The 12,823-nt window shown below is 57.0% G+C and carries 17 protein-coding genes, 1 tRNA gene, 2 pseudogenes and 1 other annotated feature; of the genes and pseudogenes, 15 read left to right on the forward strand and 5 right to left on the reverse strand.

Annotation, left to right across the window (positions count from 1 at the left end):
- Positions 1 to 180: 180 nt before the first annotated feature.
- Positions 181 to 1,073, forward strand: a pseudogene (locus tag RC54_RS17070) (IS3 family transposase); the annotation flags it as partial.
- A gap of 279 nt (positions 1,074 to 1,352) precedes the next feature.
- On the opposite strand, the gene RC54_RS17075 reads toward RC54_RS17070, so the two are convergent.
- A protein-coding gene (locus RC54_RS17075) for an IS3 family transposase (RefSeq protein ID WP_373281464.1) occupies positions 1,353 to 2,584 on the reverse strand; the annotation gives its coding sequence in 2 pieces (ribosomal slippage) (positions 1,353 to 2,302 and positions 2,302 to 2,584; 1,233 coding nt in all).
- Positions 2,187 to 2,303 (reverse strand) — a sequence feature (AL1L pseudoknot). (Overlaps the previous gene by 117 nt.)
- 382 nt (positions 2,585 to 2,966) lie before the next feature.
- Between RC54_RS17075 and RC54_RS17080 the strand changes: the two genes are divergently transcribed.
- Entirely contained in the window at positions 2,967 to 3,887 is a 921-nt protein-coding gene (locus RC54_RS17080; protein ID WP_061790518.1) for a sensor domain-containing diguanylate cyclase, read from the forward strand.
- Positions 3,888 to 3,944: 57 nt separating this feature from the next.
- Here the strand turns inward: RC54_RS17080 and RC54_RS17085 are convergent, their stop codons facing one another.
- Positions 3,945 to 4,640 carry a hypothetical protein gene (locus RC54_RS17085; protein WP_061790519.1) on the reverse strand — a complete coding sequence of 232 codons (696 nt, stop codon included), beginning with the start codon at positions 4,638 to 4,640 and terminating at the stop codon, positions 3,945 to 3,947.
- A 93-nt stretch (positions 4,641 to 4,733) separates the two neighbouring features.
- Positions 4,734 to 5,192 carry a helix-turn-helix domain-containing protein gene (locus RC54_RS17090; RefSeq protein ID WP_061790520.1) on the reverse strand — a complete coding sequence of 153 codons (459 nt, stop codon included), beginning with the start codon at positions 5,190 to 5,192 and terminating at the stop codon, positions 4,734 to 4,736.
- Between the two features lie 156 nt (positions 5,193 to 5,348).
- Here RC54_RS17090 and RC54_RS25345 point away from each other — a divergent pair, with 156 nt between their 5' ends.
- From RC54_RS25345 to RC54_RS25780, 11 genes and pseudogenes are all read left to right on the forward strand, one after another.
- Positions 5,349 to 5,495, forward strand: a complete 147-nt coding sequence (locus tag RC54_RS25345) for a hypothetical protein (RefSeq protein ID WP_156481344.1) — start codon at positions 5,349 to 5,351, stop codon at positions 5,493 to 5,495.
- Positions 5,496 to 5,508: 13 nt separating this feature from the next.
- A complete protein-coding gene (locus RC54_RS17095) occupies positions 5,509 to 5,751 on the forward strand; it encodes a hypothetical protein (RefSeq protein ID WP_017452874.1) in 243 nt (80 codons plus the stop codon).
- Positions 5,744 to 5,941 (forward strand): hypothetical protein, encoded by a 198-nt coding sequence (locus tag RC54_RS17100; protein ID WP_061790521.1) that lies wholly within the window; start codon positions 5,744 to 5,746, stop codon positions 5,939 to 5,941. The genes RC54_RS17095 and RC54_RS17100 overlap by 8 nt, the downstream gene beginning before the upstream one ends.
- Positions 5,932 to 6,192, forward strand: a complete 261-nt coding sequence (locus RC54_RS17105; RefSeq protein ID WP_017455160.1) for an Ogr/Delta-like zinc finger protein — start codon at positions 5,932 to 5,934, stop codon at positions 6,190 to 6,192. Before RC54_RS17100 ends, RC54_RS17105 begins: the two co-directional genes overlap by 10 nt.
- 79 nt (positions 6,193 to 6,271) lie before the next feature.
- Positions 6,272 to 6,478, forward strand: a complete 207-nt coding sequence (locus RC54_RS17110; protein ID WP_061790522.1) for a hypothetical protein — start codon at positions 6,272 to 6,274, stop codon at positions 6,476 to 6,478.
- 88 nt (positions 6,479 to 6,566) lie between these two features.
- Positions 6,567 to 6,920: a hypothetical protein gene (locus RC54_RS17115; protein WP_061790523.1), complete on the forward strand. Its 354-nt coding sequence runs from the start codon at positions 6,567 to 6,569 to the stop codon at positions 6,918 to 6,920.
- Positions 6,910 to 8,961, forward strand: coding sequence for a replication endonuclease (locus tag RC54_RS17120; protein ID WP_061790524.1), 2,052 nt, complete (start codon positions 6,910 to 6,912; stop codon positions 8,959 to 8,961). The genes RC54_RS17115 and RC54_RS17120 overlap by 11 nt, the downstream gene beginning before the upstream one ends.
- Positions 8,958 to 9,104, forward strand: a complete 147-nt coding sequence (locus RC54_RS25350) for a hypothetical protein (protein ID WP_008330650.1) — start codon at positions 8,958 to 8,960, stop codon at positions 9,102 to 9,104. Before RC54_RS17120 ends, RC54_RS25350 begins: the two co-directional genes overlap by 4 nt.
- The gene (locus RC54_RS17125; RefSeq protein WP_017455156.1) at positions 9,101 to 9,460 is read left to right on the forward strand and encodes a hypothetical protein; all 360 of its coding nucleotides are present in this window, start codon (positions 9,101 to 9,103) and stop codon (positions 9,458 to 9,460) included. The genes RC54_RS25350 and RC54_RS17125 overlap by 4 nt, the downstream gene beginning before the upstream one ends.
- Positions 9,447 to 9,614: a hypothetical protein gene (locus RC54_RS25355; protein WP_156481345.1), complete on the forward strand. Its 168-nt coding sequence runs from the start codon at positions 9,447 to 9,449 to the stop codon at positions 9,612 to 9,614. Before RC54_RS17125 ends, RC54_RS25355 begins: the two co-directional genes overlap by 14 nt.
- A pseudogene (locus RC54_RS25780) lies at positions 9,586 to 10,395 on the forward strand (recombinase family protein); the annotation flags it as partial. The gene RC54_RS25355 and the pseudogene RC54_RS25780, both read left to right, overlap by 29 nt.
- Positions 10,396 to 10,398: 3 nt before the next feature.
- On the opposite strand, the gene RC54_RS25785 reads toward RC54_RS25780, so the two are convergent.
- Both RC54_RS25785 and RC54_RS17135 read right to left on the reverse strand, forming a co-directional pair.
- Positions 10,399 to 10,878, reverse strand: coding sequence for a hypothetical protein (locus RC54_RS25785; RefSeq protein WP_061790526.1), 480 nt, complete (start codon positions 10,876 to 10,878; stop codon positions 10,399 to 10,401).
- A 244-nt stretch (positions 10,879 to 11,122) separates the two neighbouring features.
- Positions 11,123 to 11,199: transfer RNA gene (locus tag RC54_RS17135), tRNA-Met, on the reverse strand.
- A 200-nt stretch (positions 11,200 to 11,399) separates the two neighbouring features.
- On the opposite strand from RC54_RS17135, the gene RC54_RS17140 reads away from it, so the two are divergent.
- On the forward strand, positions 11,400 to 11,966 hold the full coding sequence (locus RC54_RS17140; RefSeq protein ID WP_017452893.1) for an NUDIX hydrolase: 567 nt from the start codon (positions 11,400 to 11,402) through the stop codon (positions 11,964 to 11,966).
- Between the two features lie 16 nt (positions 11,967 to 11,982).
- Positions 11,983 to 12,726 (forward strand): leucyl/phenylalanyl-tRNA--protein transferase, encoded by a 744-nt coding sequence (gene aat / locus RC54_RS17145; RefSeq protein WP_058896233.1) that lies wholly within the window; start codon positions 11,983 to 11,985, stop codon positions 12,724 to 12,726.
- Positions 12,727 to 12,823: the final 97 nt, after the last annotated feature.

Raw genomic sequence — 12,823 nt, forward strand, 5'->3', positions numbered from 1 at the left:
GGGCGCTCGACTGCAAATGCTAGTTTTGTTTCAGGTAATCCTGGAAGGTAGATAACAGACAAATCTCGCCCCCACGCCCATCTACCCTTCCGCATGATTTGCAGAGATGCATACCCGACTGAGGTAGCCTGAAATTTCCGGACACTCCTGTTTGTTAAACTTGACCAACAGGAGCAAGCAATGAGCAAATCAGAGAAACGCAGATACACAAGGGAGTTCCGTACCGAGGCCGTCAAGCTGGTGCTGGAGCAAGGGATGACGCTAAAGGCCGCCGGCACAAGCCTGGCGCTGTTCAAAGGGACATTGGCGAACTGGGTGAGCGCTGCCAAGCGAGGTGACGGTGCCGCTGCAGCTTCTGGCGGACGAAGTGTCAGTGAGTTAGAGGCCGAGGTGGCGCGACTGCGCAAGGAGCTGGCCAATGCGAATGTCGAGGTGGAAATATTAAAAAAAGCCACCGCGTACTTTGCACGGGAGTCGCTGCCCGGTACGCGCAAATGAAATCGATGCGGCCCGAATATGCGGTGGAGCGGCTGTGCCTGGCGTTTGAGGTTTCGCGTAGCGGCTTCTACGCATGGCTCAAAGGAGAGCCATCGCCACGCGCACAGGAGGACGCAGTGCTGAAGGTCGCCATTCAGGCCGTGCATCGTCAAAGCCGAGAGACCTATGGTCCCCGCCGTATTCAGCCAGAACTGCGCGAGCAAGGCTTTGTCGCCGGTCGTGGCCGTATTGCGCGGCTGCGCCGTGAGCTCGGCCTGCGCTGCAAACAGCGGAGGAAGTTCCGTGCCACGACCAACTCGAATCACAACCTGCCGGTTGCAGCCAACCTGCTTGACCAGCAATTTGCGCCAACGGCACCCAATGAGGTATGGGTGACAGACATAACGTACGTGCCCACTGGCGAAGGCTGGTTGTACCTGGCGGGCGTGAAGGACGTCTTCACGTGTGAGCTGGTGGGGTACGCCATGGGGGAGAGGATGACGCAGGAATTGACCATGAAGGCCTTGTGGAAAGCGGTGCAGCACAAACGCCCGGCACATGGCCTGATTCATCACTCCGACCGTGGCAGTCAGTATTGAGGTGTACTGTCAATAACGGACACTCTTCAGTAAAGCGTTTCTTCATGATCCAACTCCTTTCAGAATTGGATTCTACTCACTCTTGTTGCTAATCTTGGGGGGCAGGTCAAAGGGGATTTACCCCGAAACAGCGGCTGGCCATGGCTGCTTGACGTTTCTACTTCTGGCAAACGTTAGAAATGGGGGGATTACCAATCCAACCGGAGGTGAGAGAAGACAACCAGGTTTTGGCCAAAATGAACCGCCCCGACTTTCGCGGAGGCTATTTGGTTTAAGTTATGCCGACACTGCAGTATTGCTGGCGAACCGGCTGTAGTAGTTTGCCTCAGCTTCTGCCGGAGGGATATAGCCGATGGATTCCAGCAGTCGATGATGGTTGAACCAAGCCACCCATTCGAGCGTGGCTAGTTCGACGGATTCCCTGGTTTTCCAAGGGGCACGGCGATGAATTAATTCAGCTTTGTACAGGCCATTGATGGTTTCGGCCAAGGCGTTATCGTAACTGTCGCCACGGCTTCCGACCGATGGCGCAATGCCCGCCTCGGCCAGGCGTTCACTGTAGCGAATCCCGACGTATTGCGATCCCCTGTCGGAATGATGGATCAAGCCGCCGTTGCCTTCGGGCTGGCGAGCATAGAGCGCCTGCTCCAGCGCATCTAGCACGAAGTCCGTCGTCATACTGTTGCTGACACGCCAGCCAACGATGCGACGGGCAAACACGTCGATGACGAAGGCCACATACAGCCAGCCTTGCCAGGTCGATACGTAGGTAAAGTCGGACACCCAAAGCTGGTTGGGACGATCAGCCTTGAACTGACGATTGACCCGGTCCAACGGGCAGGCTGCCTTGGGATCAGAACGCGTGGTGCGAAGTTGCTTACCACGCCGGGCTCCCTGAAGCCCTTGCTTTCGCATCAACCGCTCTACCGTACAACGTGCGATAGATACGCCCTCGCGATTCAGCTGTCGCCACACCTTGTCAGCACCGTACACACGCATGTTGGCGTGCCACACCCGGCTGATTTCAACTCGCAGTACCGCATCACGCTTGCTACGAGCACAGCACAATTGAGGATTGCGCTGCCTCGCTGCATAACGCCGATATGCTGACGGGGCAACCTGCAATACCTTGCAGATCGGCTCGACCCCGTGGATATCCCGATAGCGATCGATATAGGTATTTACGACTTCAGTTTGCGGTCGAGCTCCGCCTGCGCGAAAAAAGCGCTCGCGGTCTTGAGAATCTCGTTAGCACGGCGCAATTCCTTGACCTCGCGCTCCAGTGCCTTGATACGCTCACGCTCGGCCGTGCTGACGCCATCCCGCTCGCCGCTATCGACCTCGGCGCGTTTGACCCAGTCCAGCAGCGTCTGAGGCGTACAGCCGATCATCGGCGCAATCGATTGGACCGCAGACCACGTGGAGGAATGCTCATCCCGCTGCTCACGCACCAAGCGCACCGCACGCTCTCGTACCTCAGGGGAAAACTTGCTTGATTTCTTGTTCATGGCTCTATTCTCTCAAGAGTTAGAGCCTCCTCAAAATCCGGGGCGGTTCACTGAAACGGACCTATGCCACCAAGCAAAGTGCGAGCCGCGCCGCAGCTCTGGAGTGGGCAAAAATCAAGGAGGTCCGTGAGATTATTAGGGAGAATAATACAGACTAGAAAGGTCTCATTGCTGCTGATATATCATATCTACTCCATACTCAAGACGTACCTTCGCCCCCCTTTATTCCGAGTTCAAAATAAAGGTAAAACAGCGCGACCAAGCCCAATAAAGCCATTTATGCCGCTGTTTGGAGCGAAGGATGTTTCAAAGAAATTAAATAGAATGTCGATGACCAAAATTTTCTCGACAGCATTGCAGAGGCATCAAGGCGTATAAGTAAATGAGATCGACATTACCGGAACTTGGGGCCGAGCTAGCGTTATATTCAATTGACGCAGTGAGCGACATGATTATTTGGCTCGACGAAGACGGATACTACGTATTCGTCAATAAGGCTGCCACAGAGTTTTTAGGCTATACATCTCAAGAGCTAGGACAATTGAGAGTCTGTGATATTGATCCAGACTTTGACGAGGTACGCTGGAAAGATCATTGGAAGGAGCTTGAGATAAAGCAGTCCGTTTGTTTGGAAACGACCAACAGGAAAAAATCCGGGCAGATTATTCCAATTGAAGTGAACGCAAGCCTAGTTCAATTTGAAGGAAAAAAATTTAATTGCTCTATCGTTCGAAATATCTCTGAGAGAAAGCGCACTGAAGCCTCATTGCTCGCACTGAACAAGCAAATCTATTTGCTGAGCATTACCGACGACCTAACCCAAATAGCGAACCGGCGCTATTTTGACGAGGTGTTTAAAAGAGAGCTTCAACGTGCTCTAGAACAGAAAACTCCTTTTTCTTTGGTTCTTATCGACGTTGATTATTTCAAGGCATTCAATGATCTATATGGGCATATACAAGGCGATCATTGCTTAAAACGCGTAGCTGCGACGATCAGCGCATCAATTCAATCTACGAATGAATTAGCTGCGAGATATGGAGGCGAAGAATTTATATGCATTCTGCCGGGCATGTCCCAAAAAAATGTTTTGGTATTTGCTGAAAGACTAAGACAAGCAATCCAAGATCTGGCAATTCCACACAGGGGATCGTCTTTTGGCACTGTCACAGCCAGTATCGGCGTGTCTACCTTAGAGATTACCGGCAACGTCTCGCCTGAGAATCTGTTCTTCGAGGCTGATCAACATCTCTATCGAGCCAAAGCGAATGGGCGCAATCGGGTCGAAGGAAAATCTAGTTAGCCTGTAGCTTCATCAGGAAACCTGAGTCGCGATCACTGTAGAAAACAATTTGACTGACTATCTTGGTTTCGACCAAAGTGATTTACCGCTCGTGGCATCGAAGATGCATTCTTGGCGCAAGTCACCTTCTGATCTGATAGTGAATCCTGTCGTGTATGCCTTGCCTTCTGAATAGCATGTGTTGTCAGAAACCTGCTGTGGCTCGACCGGGGCTGGCATTCTATAGAGCAAAAAACCGCATACAAGCGTAAGCACTGCAGACAACACCCATTGGCCACGCGCACTTCTTTGTAATCGTGCATAGCCGACGTCTTTCTCAATGCAGGCAGGACAGACCTGAGGGACGACGATCGGCGGCACAACCTCTTCTAACGGGGTGATATTAGACTCCTCACCGCCAGTTGGCGCAGGCTCAGTTTCTGAGGTTTCTCTCCCGTGCTTTGCTTCGGCGATCCATTGATTAATCTGCGCTTTCACTTGCGGGTACTTCTCGCGCGGCATCAGCCTCATCTTCGTCGCACCGAAATCCGTCAAGATTATGCGGTACACCGCTAGGGGCTCTTCGCCTGATATTGCGCAAAGTTGGTCGACGAGATCAGCGATAGTACGGCGCTGAAGTTGGGTCAGCGTTTCTACCTTCTTGTCTTCGGCCAACACATTGAAATTGACCACGCTGCTTAATTGCGGTGCTTCATGAACATTGCCATTAACCAGATGGGCGACATCCCCGGCAATATCTAATTTGTGTTCCATTACTTCCTTGCCAATAACGCCTAAACATCCACTACTTGTTACGCAAAAAACCGTGTAGGAGCGCAACCCGACCAATGCCGAACTGCGCACCTTCTATTTTTTCTTTTCGGACTTCTCGCGAGGGGCTTTCACCTTGCTGGGAATATCCCCATTGTTGACTGTGCCGTAGACATCACCGTTGACCTGATGGCCAACACTGCCGCCGATTGAAACCATATGTCGAGACTTAGGTTTTTCATGAGGAACTGCGCCTTCGATGACACCTAGCACTCGTACCTTCCCCATAAGATCAAGTTTTCGAAAACCGCTCAATAACTGATCCTCCTCAGCCGATAAAGCTCCGGGAGTAGGCACTCCAAACATAACGTAAGTCACATCAACACCGATCTTTGACACCGCCACCATAAAACCGATGTCAGGAAGTGTTTTCCCTTGTTCGTAAGAAATTTGGGCCAACTTTTTGACGCCCCCGACTGCAGCGAATGCTTCTTGCGAAAGGCCAAGCCTATTGCGCTCGCTCTTCAATCGCTCGCCAAATGTATTTAATTCCATATTAGAAAACTCTTGACGGGTATGTTTTTAAATACTATATTTCCGTCATTGCTAAGTGACGTATACAAATTTTACTCTATGTCTACATCCGCCATTTCGTTGCCAATGAGAAATGAAACTAACATCCCAGCTACCGGGGATGTCACATCAGTGGTTATGACCACCCGCCTGGATTCTCGCGAGGCGGAAAAAGTCTCGGTCTATGCGGTTCAAGACCATCGAACTCGCTCGTCCTTTCTCCGCCTCATGGTGCTGAAAGGTATTCAGGCTTACGAAAAAGAACACCAATCCGCAACCGCCTGACCAGGGGGAATCTATGTACGACGATCCGCGCCACATCCGCGATCACCGAATCGTGATCCGCTGCAACGCCGACAACTACGCTTTTATGAAGTCGCTCGCCCAACTGCAGGGTGAAAACTTGGCGACCTTGGCCCACGACATGATGCTGCATATGGCCGTTGAGTTCGTTGTTGCTCGTGATGTGCCCATAGTAATCAATCAAAACATGCAAACCAAGGCGCTCAAGAGCCACTTTTTAGTGCCTCAAAATGCCTGATATCGAACTGACGCAGACAAGCCCCGAACTCATTGAGGCATTGGAAAGACTGATGGCGCGCGAAGGATTCGAAACAATCGAAGACGCCGCCGAGTTCGTTTTGTCCGCAGCGGTTCGTGAAGGCGCAAAGCGTGTTACCGGCAAGGCAAGAGTGCTTTATGCCGTTGAGGGGAAGAAGCCATGCGCGTAATCAGCATTCCATGCCCACACTGCCAACATCGTGTGAGAGCGGCTAAGAGCCGCACCATGTCATTGATGATGAAGGAAATCACCTACCAGTGCCAGAACGTCGAGTGCGGCCATACCTTCGTGGCCACGCTTGAAGTTTCGCGCACCGTGTCGATGTCAGCCATGCCGAACCCGGAAGTGCGCATCCCCATTTCTTCACGCGCATTTCTGGCTGCGAAGAACCAAATGACGTTAGACCTCGCGACCGCCTAAGCAGCCGCCCAACTCCCGATAAATCAAAACCTGCCGTGCGCCAATTGGCGCACGCGGGATTCGCTCACCCTAAAAAATCATGACTACTGCGAATCTGAATGCAAAGGACGCCATCAGGCAGCATTTCAACGATGATCTGGCCGCGTATCTCTGCGCACAGAGAATGCTGTATCGCCGCTCTGTCACTAGCCAGCAATGGGACGTGATTTGGGAAGGGAAGCAAGCCATCAGCAAGCGTCTTGCATGGCGGCTTCAGCTCTTGGACGGTGTGCAGGGGGAATGGTGATGCGAACCGTATTGGCCTACTGCGTGGCGGCTTTACTGCTGCTCGCCCCAACACTGTTGTCGGCCCTCGGCATGGTGAAAGGCTGACCATGCGCGGTGCCCGAATCAAGGACCATGCGTCATTCCGTCCCGTCACGGATCTGCTGCGCGAGCGTGCCGCACTGGCGCCGACGCCACCAGGCGATGAGGCAGCAAAGGCTGAATTGGAAAAGGCCATGACGCTGCTCCGCACGCGCAAGCGGCCCAACCATCAGCTTGGCGTCGCCTATTCCTGGGCGGCCACTGCCAAGCCGGTGCGCCGACACATCCTGGCCCTGGCAGGACTCTCGCCGGATCGCTGGGAATCCCCCATTCACTCCTTCACCGAAGCCGAACGCCTGGCCATGCGCCATGCCGTGCTGCGTGCGATTACGACCTATGAAAGAGCGCTCAATGCAGTATAGGAAAGTCGATGCGAAGACCCGGCGCCAGCATAGGGCGTTCACCGAGTCGCCGCAGTTCTCCAGGGAGCTGGCACGCATCCCGTTGAAGTGGCGTGGCCGCGTGGTCAGTGAGGCTCTAGAGCTGATGTCGGTCTGGCACTGGCGCCGCATCTTCGAGCCGGTGGCCGTCGAGTTCGTCCGCGACTTCGCAGAAAAGTACGTTCCGGCCGGCATCGATCTATCTCAAGACGATGCGGATATCTGCGCCACGGCAGAAAAGGCCGCTGACAACGTCAAGAAAATGCTGTGGAAGGCGATTTCCGATACCCACGCTCGCGACATCATCGAGCAGGAATGCAGCGACTACGGCATTGATATGCCGGAAGTGGACGATGACGACTTGCGCGCCATCATTGCCCGCGTGGTTGATCCCCGCTGGTGGCGTCGGCAATTGCGCAAGGTGGTCGGCCGGGCCTTCGAGGGCGGCAATATCCGCCTCGGCTACGTCCATTACCACGGCGAGCCCTATGCCAGTAATGATGCCGTATTGTCTCGCCTGGCCCAGAACAAGCGCAATGCTGCCGCGCTGGAAGCCACCATCGTGCGCAATGAGGCGGGCCAGGAATTCAGCATTGCCGAGCTGGCCGAGAAGACTACGGCCAATAAGACCATTCGTCGTGGCGAACTCATGCTGCGCATCAATGGCTTCGAGGTAATTGCGAAGGAATGCAACGACCAGGGGCTGTTCCTTACCTGGTCCTGCCCATCACGCTTCCATGCGACGTTGTACACGGGCAAACCGAATCCCAAATATGACGGCTCGGACCCACGCACGGCCAATAAGTACCTTGGCAAGATGACTGCGCTGGCGCGCTCGGCGCTGGCCAGGCGCGGCATCGGCCTGTACGGATTCCGCATCGCTGAACCGCATCACGATGGATGCCCGCACTGGCACATGCTGGTGTTCGTGCGCGCTTTGCCGGGCTACACCACGCCGCACGTCAAGGATGTGGCCAGCCGTGCTATCCGTATCATGAAGCGGTACGCCTGGCGCGTGGATCGCGGCGAGCCGGGTGCATTCAAGCGTCGCCTCGACGTGAAGCGCATCGACTGGTCAAAGGGAAGCGCTGCTGGCTACATCGCCAAATACGTGGCCAAGAACATCGATGGCGTGGCCGACCACAAGACCAAGGAAGGCTATGTGGTCACCACTGACACAGCCGGCGACTACGAACTGACGCCATCGGCCCGCGTGGAAGCCTGGGCCGCTCGCTGGGGCATTCGTCAGTTCCAGCAATGGGGTGGCGCGCCTGTGAGCGTGTGGCGCGAGCTGCGCCGCGTGCCGGCAGAGATGGTGCAAGAGGCGCCCCCGGCGATGGCCGCCGCCTGGGATGCTGTCCAGAAGATCGAGGGCGAGAAGCGTGCGTGTTGGGCCAGTTATCTGCGCGCCCAAGGTGGTGCCATCGTGAAGCGCGACGATCTGATGGTCACTCTGGCCAAAGAAACCAAGACTGTGACCGGTCGCTATGAAGAGTGTGAACGCGTCATGCCCTATGGCGTGCAGTGTCGCCAAATGGCCGGGGTGGTCTTTAAATCGGTTCGGCATACATGGACGCCAGTTCAAGGGCACGACGCCCGCGTATCGGCGGGTTCGGGGTTCCCTTGGACTCGTGTAAATAACTGTACGCAGTCCGCTGGGCCTGACTTTGCGGCGGATGTGTCCTTCGATCCGAAGACTGCGCCGGCTCCGGTCATGTTCAAGCCCGACCAGGCCGTGCAGATCGATCATGCCTGGCTCGCCCTGGGCGCATGTCCCTGGCCTCGACCAGTGGTCGACGACATGCCGACATGGCCAGGGCCAGCCGTGACCGCCGATGAGCAGCGCCGGGCCCTGGCCGCCTGGGATGCCATCAAGGCGTGTCCCTGGCCGCGCGTGGTGCCCGTGCCGGACAAGTCCCCGCGCCGCGGCACGCCGCGCCAGGTGGCCGACTGGCGCGCCGGCCGGCTTGATGTGACCGAACTTCCGATTGATACCAACCAAACGAAAGGGAACGCCCCATGACCGCGTTTCGTGTCGTCGTGCGCACTGCCAGCGCACGCCATTCCTACACCGCCATCGCAGCCCATAGCTGCGACGTGATCGCCGCCGCCGTCGATCGCTTTGGCGTGTGCTCTGTAACGGCCACCAAGGAGAAGAAACAATGAATGCACCCGTGAAATTCGATGTGATCGCCACCACCAGCAGCAAGCCGCGTGACTTCGTGATGCAGCCCCCGCAGTCCCTGGACCGCATCACCTTCAACACGCCCGACGATGGCGTGCTGGCCGGCTATGTGTCGGTCATTCGTCAGCACCTGGGCAACGGTCAGCGATTCGCCTGGGTCGAGCTCGACAACGAGCCGGCCGGGCTGTTTCGCGGCGTGCCGTTGGCAGACATCCTCACTTGCGATGATGCCGGCGATCTGCGCCGCAATACTCCGAACCGCGAAGCTAGGCGTCTGTGCCTGAGCGACTACAGCGCGAACATTATCGACAGGGGGAGAATGGATGCTCGCAATTAAAAATCCCACCGCCTGGGGCCAGCTTCTACGGATGCTGGCCGAGCAGGTGGCGAACGAAGTTCTGCAGCAGGCGCCGGAATTATCCGGCGATGATGAAACCGAAAAAGCACTCTATATTCAGCACCATGAAAGCAGCGATCTACGCACGCTATAGCACCGACAAGCAGCGCGAGGCCTCCATCGAGGACCAATTCACCATTTGCGCCCGGCGCGCCGAGCGTGAAGATCTCGACTTGGCCCAGCGCTACAGCGATGACGGGGTATCTGGCTCCACGCCGGTAGCCCGCCGCGCTGGCGGCGCGCGGCTGCTCATGGATGCGTTCAATGGTCGTTTCGATGTGCTGATCGTGGAAGGCCTGGACCGTCTGTCACGTGACCAGGTCGAGCAAGAGCAACTGGTGCGCCGCCTGGAGCATCGCGGCATCGTCATCATCGGCGTGGCCGACAGCTACGACAGCCGCATGGGTGGCCGCAAGATCATGCGCGGCGTGCGCGGGCTCATCAATGAGATGTTCCTCGATGACCTGCGCCACAAGACGCACCGCGGCCAGGCCGGCCAGGTCGAACGCGGCTATGCCGCTGGCGGCAAGTCCTACGGCTATGACGTCGTGCGCGACCACCTCGGCAGCAAGTATCAGGTCAACAATGTTCAGGCCGGCTGGGTGCGCTGGATCTTCGGGCGCTATGCCGAAGGCTGGAGCGTGCAGCGCATCGCTCATGAGCTCAACGCCCGCAAAGTCCCCTCCCCGCGCGCCAGCACCTGGGTGGTATCGGCCATCTACGGCTCGCCCAACAAAGGCAGCGGCATTCTCAACAACTGCCTGTATCAGGGTCTGTATATATGGAACCGCTCGCAGTGGGTGAAAGATCCAGACACCGGCAAGCGGCAACGAGTGGACCGACCGCGTGAGGATTGGCGAGAAATTCAGGTGCCTGAGCTACGCATCGTCGATGAAGATCTGTGGCAGACCGTGCGCAAGCGGATCGATGGCCGGCTGCCTGGCCGCAAACAGGGGGCGCCGGTACGGACCTTGTTTGGCGGCCTGATGGCCTGCCCGTATTGTGGCGGGGCCATTGTGGCCATCAATTCCCGGCTGTACGGCTGCGCCAACAGAAAGGATCGCGGGCCAACGGTCTGCAAGGGTATTCACTTCAAGCGGGAGACCGCGGACAAGAACCTGCTGGAGACCTTGCGCGATGAGCTGCTCTCCCCTGCCGCACAGGAACAGTTGCGGCGCCAGGTGCTGGCCATCCTGACAGAGCGCCAGCGCAACAGTATGGCCGAGGGCGTGGCAGCGGCCGGCCGGCGCAAGGAGCTGGATGGGGAAATTCAGCGCCTGGTGGATGCCATTGCCAACATCGGCGCCTCTCAGGCACTGGCGGATCGGCTGCGAGCGGCCGAGGCCGAGCGTGGCCAACTGGCGGCGAGCAAGCCAAAGGCCGGCAGTGACGGGCCGTCTGCAGCAGAAATCGAGGAAAGGATCGGGAAGACGCTGGCCAACCTGGAAAGCGCCTTGGCCGCTGACGTGCAGCAGGCGCGCATTTTGGTGGCCGAGCTTTATGGGAAGATCGATGTTGTCGCCGAGGGCGAGAATATCTACGCTGAATACAACAATGCCGCTGAGAAACTATTACTAGCTTCTAGCGGCATGTCTCTAAAACTGGTTGCGGGGGCAGGATTTGAACCTACGACCTTCGGGTTATGAGCCCGACGAGCTGCCAGACTGCTCCACCCCGCGTCTGAAGAAAATGATTATAGGACAGCTAAAAACGGAATGCAAACATTTTCTGCAATCTTTTTACAGTGATACACTCCTAACCGCATTACGGCTTCCAGGATTGCCACGCACGGGGCGGCGAAAGCAACCCATCCCAGCCCTATCCATCGCAATCCGGGGCCATCCCATCTTCTATATATACAGCCACGATCCGAGCCTCTATGAAATTCTGTTCCGAGTGCGGTCAGACAGTATCCCAGCAGATTCCTCCCGATGACACGCGGCTACGCTACGTCTGCAGCAATTGCGGGGCGATCCATTATCAGAATCCAAAGATGGTGGTCGGCTCCATCCCGGTGTGGGAACAGGATGGCCAGGTCAAGGTGCTGCTATGCAAGCGTGCCATCGAGCCACGCCTGGGTTATTGGACTCTGCCGGCCGGTTTCATGGAGAACGATGAAACCACCGAAGACGCCGCCCGTCGCGAAACCGAGGAAGAAGCCGGCGCCCGCGTCCAGTTGCATGAGCTCTTTTCCCTGGTGAACGTGCCGCACGTGCATCAGGTCCACCTGTTCTATCGCGCTACCCTGCTCGACCTCGACTACCACGCCGGCGTCGAAAGCCTGGAAGTGGAGCTCTATACAGAAGCACAGATCCCCTGGCAGGACATCGCTTTTCCCACGGTGGAGTTCACCCTGCGCGCCTTCTTCGCCGATATGAAGAAAGTGCGCAGCGGGGAAGGCGGCTTCACGCTGCACACCGAAGACATCCGCCGCCGCATGATCTGATCGGTAGGAGCCACGGATGATCGCCTGGCTGGACTTGGATACGCCCTTCCCCGATGTCTCGCGTGCACTGGAGGATCCGCCAGGCTTGCTGGCGGCGGGCGCCGACCTGTCGCCACAACGGCTGCTGGAAGCCTATCGACAAGGCATCTTCCCCTGGTTCTCGGAAGGCCAGCCCATCCTCTGGTGGAGTACCGATCCGCGCATGGTGCTCTATACCGACCGCTTCGTGGTCTCCGACAGTCTCAAGAAAACCCTGCGCCGGGTCGAGCGCAGCCGCCACGGCGATGGTCTGTGGCAGGTCAGCTTCGATACCGCCTTCGAACAAGTCATGCAAGGCTGTGCCGGCCCCCGTCGGCATGAGCACGGCACCTGGATTTCGCCGGAGATCATGCAGGGCTATACGGGACTACATCGCGCCGGTTTCGCGCACTCCTCGGAGGTCTGGCTCAACGGTGAGCTGGTAGGCGGTGCCTATGGGGTATCCATCGGGCGCATGTTCTACGGCGAATCGATGTTCGCCCGGGTTAGCGATGCCTCCAAGGTGGCGCTGGCACACCTGGTGTTCTTCCTGCACAGCCACGGCGTGGAAATGATCGACTGTCAACAGGAGACCTCGCACCTGGCCTCGCTGGGCGCGCGGCCCATTGCCCGCAGCGATTTCCTGCGCCACCTGCGTGGGGCCATCCAGCAGCCGCAGATCCGTGGTTGGACACCGCTAAACCTGCTGGAAACAGGGATTGCATCCACCCGACGCGATTGAAGCTGACACAGTTGTTCACTGCTGCTATCAAAATGGTGTAAATTGGAACCTGACTCCACGGACCGGACGGCCTCGGCGACCACGCCCGCCGCCGCTT

Source organism: Herbaspirillum rubrisubalbicans, assembly GCF_003719195.1.
Lineage (GTDB): Bacteria > Pseudomonadota > Gammaproteobacteria > Burkholderiales > Burkholderiaceae_D > Herbaspirillum > Herbaspirillum rubrisubalbicans.

What these genes read in the sequence shown, in the direction of transcription:
- RC54_RS17080 (WP_061790518.1), top strand. Translation starts at nt 2,967, where the DNA reads ATGAGATCGACATTACCGGAACTTGGGGCCGAGCTAGCGTTATATTCA.
- RC54_RS17085 (WP_061790519.1), bottom strand. Translation starts at nt 4,640, where the DNA reads ATGGAACACAAATTAGATATTGCCGGGGATGTCGCCCATCTGGTTAAT.
- RC54_RS17090 (WP_061790520.1), bottom strand. Translation starts at nt 5,192, where the DNA reads ATGGAATTAAATACATTTGGCGAGCGATTGAAGAGCGAGCGCAATAGG.
- RC54_RS25345 (WP_156481344.1), top strand. Translation starts at nt 5,349, where the DNA reads ATGACCACCCGCCTGGATTCTCGCGAGGCGGAAAAAGTCTCGGTCTAT.
- RC54_RS17095 (WP_017452874.1), top strand. Translation starts at nt 5,509, where the DNA reads ATGTACGACGATCCGCGCCACATCCGCGATCACCGAATCGTGATCCGC.
- RC54_RS17100 (WP_061790521.1), top strand. Translation starts at nt 5,744, where the DNA reads ATGCCTGATATCGAACTGACGCAGACAAGCCCCGAACTCATTGAGGCA.
- RC54_RS17105 (WP_017455160.1), top strand. Translation starts at nt 5,932, where the DNA reads ATGCGCGTAATCAGCATTCCATGCCCACACTGCCAACATCGTGTGAGA.
- RC54_RS17110 (WP_061790522.1), top strand. Translation starts at nt 6,272, where the DNA reads ATGACTACTGCGAATCTGAATGCAAAGGACGCCATCAGGCAGCATTTC.
- RC54_RS17115 (WP_061790523.1), top strand. Translation starts at nt 6,567, where the DNA reads ATGCGCGGTGCCCGAATCAAGGACCATGCGTCATTCCGTCCCGTCACG.
- RC54_RS17120 (WP_061790524.1), top strand. Translation starts at nt 6,910, where the DNA reads ATGCAGTATAGGAAAGTCGATGCGAAGACCCGGCGCCAGCATAGGGCG.
- RC54_RS25350 (WP_008330650.1), top strand. Translation starts at nt 8,958, where the DNA reads ATGACCGCGTTTCGTGTCGTCGTGCGCACTGCCAGCGCACGCCATTCC.
- RC54_RS17125 (WP_017455156.1), top strand. Translation starts at nt 9,101, where the DNA reads ATGAATGCACCCGTGAAATTCGATGTGATCGCCACCACCAGCAGCAAG.
- RC54_RS25355 (WP_156481345.1), top strand. Translation starts at nt 9,447, where the DNA reads ATGCTCGCAATTAAAAATCCCACCGCCTGGGGCCAGCTTCTACGGATG.
- RC54_RS17140 (WP_017452893.1), top strand. Translation starts at nt 11,400, where the DNA reads ATGAAATTCTGTTCCGAGTGCGGTCAGACAGTATCCCAGCAGATTCCT.
- aat (WP_058896233.1), top strand. Translation starts at nt 11,983, where the DNA reads ATGATCGCCTGGCTGGACTTGGATACGCCCTTCCCCGATGTCTCGCGT.